The sequence below is a fragment of the Arthrobacter sp. LFS091 genome, from assembly GCF_047977885.1.
Classification (GTDB): Bacteria; Actinomycetota; Actinomycetes; order Actinomycetales; family Micrococcaceae; genus Arthrobacter.
Genome location: NZ_JBFPFP010000022.1, coordinates 1 through 1,819 on the forward strand (window position 1 = coordinate 1; position 1,819 = coordinate 1,819).

Genomic DNA, 1,819 nt, shown 5'->3' on the forward strand with positions numbered 1-1,819 from the left:
GCCCCGTGGCCTTCGTTTCGGGTGGACGCTCTCTCATGTTCCGCCTGTTTCAGACCGACGCTCTCTCACGTTCCGCCTGTTTGGTGTTGACGCTCCTTCATGTTCGGCCGGTTTCAGACCGACGCTCTTTCATGTTCGGCTGGTTGGGGGGAGTGTCCGTTTAACGGTGGATTCGGGCGTTGGCGTTATGTGATTCTGCCTTCGAAAGTGATGGCGAAGGCGTTTAGTGCCGGTTTCCATCGTGCTATCCATCGTGCTCTGCTTCGGCCGGTGGGGTCCAGGGCCCTGGTGGCCAGGTAGAGACATTTGAGGGCAGCCGGGATGGTCGGGAAGTGTCCTCGTGCCCTGACTGCTCGACGGTAGCGGGCGTTGAGGGATTCGATGGCGTTGGTGCTGCAGATGACTTTCCGGATTTCCACGTCATAATCCAGGAAGGGCACAAACTCACTCCAGGCGTTGTGCCAGAGCCGGGTGATGGCCGGGTATTGCCGGCCCCATTTAGCGGTGAACTCCTCGAGGCGTTCCTTCGCAGCCGTTTCCGATGGTGACGTGTAGACCGGACGAAGGTCGCGGGCCATTTCGGTCCAGCTTTTCCGAGAGGCATACCGGAAAGTGTTCCGGACCAGATGCACGATGCAGGTCTGGACCACGGCCCGGGGCCAGACGGTATTGATCGCGTCGGGCAGGCCTTTAAGACCATCGCAGACCGTGATGCAGACGTCTTCCACGCCCCGGTTCTTGATCTCGGTCAGCACCGAGAGCCAGAACTTCGCTCCCTCCCCGCCATCACCGGCCCACAGCCCCAAGACGTCCCGTTCACCATTGATGGTGACCCCGATGGCCACATATATGGGCCGGTTGCTGACCTGCCCGTCACGGACCTTGACGTGGATCGCGTCGATAAACATCGCCGGCAGCACCCGGTCCAGGGGACGGTTCTGCCACTCGGTCATCTCCGCGACGACTTTCTCGGTGATCCTGGAGATGGTGTCCTTGGAAACCTTCGCCCCGAAAACATCAGCGAAGTGCGCTGAGATCTCCCCGGTCGTGAGTCCCTTCGCACTTAAGGACAACACGATTTCGTCCACGCCGGTCAGACGGCGTTGTCGCTTCTTCACCGTTTGGGGTTCGAACGTGGCCCCAGTGTCCCTGGGCACGTCGATCTCCACCGGCCCGATCTCGGTCAGCACGGTCTTCGAGCGCGTCCCGTTGCGGGAGTTCCCGCTCCCACGCCCGGCAACCTCGTGCTTCCCGTATCCCAGATGCTCGTCCATTTCCGCTTCCAAAGCGGTTTCCAAGACGTTCTTGGTCAGCTTGTTCAACAGCCCTCCCGGGCCAACAAGCTCCAACCCCTGTTCCTTGGCATGGGACAGGAGCTGCTGCGCAAACTCATGCTGATCCACCTCAGTCGCCATGGGACCCATGGTCTCGCTCATGATCAGTCCTCCCCGCCAGGCAAACCCGGCGTGTCAGGCCAACCCCGGATCCACCGTTATTCCGACAGTCCCGGTTGGGGGTGTTCGACGGCGGTGGGTTGGGGTTGGGTGTTTGGCGTTGGGTGGTGGGGTGGGTGGGTGTTGTGACGGGGTTCACGCCTGCGGTTTTGTGGTTGTTTTTGGTGGTTGGGGGGTGGTTTGGGGGGTTTTGGCCTGTGTTTGTAAGGGTTTGTTGTGGTGGTGGGGGTGATTTGTGTGGGGGCGTGTGGGCGTGTAATGTCTTCTGAGTCGCCGCGAGTGAGACAGCCTGGTGCTGGACGCCGCGGAGGCCGAACCCCCTTGATAACAGCCTGAAAAATGGTTCGCTTTTTAGCGTTCCTGTG

At 60.6% G+C, this 1,819-nt stretch carries 1 protein-coding gene; it reads right to left on the bottom strand.

Annotated features, from left to right (window positions below; translation table 11 throughout):
- Positions 1-185 precede the first annotated feature (185 nt).
- A complete protein-coding gene (locus ACNQOP_RS20475; protein ID WP_416405570.1) occupies positions 186-1,436 on the bottom strand; it encodes an IS256 family transposase in 1,251 nt (416 codons plus the stop codon).
- Positions 1,437-1,819 lie beyond the last annotated feature (383 nt).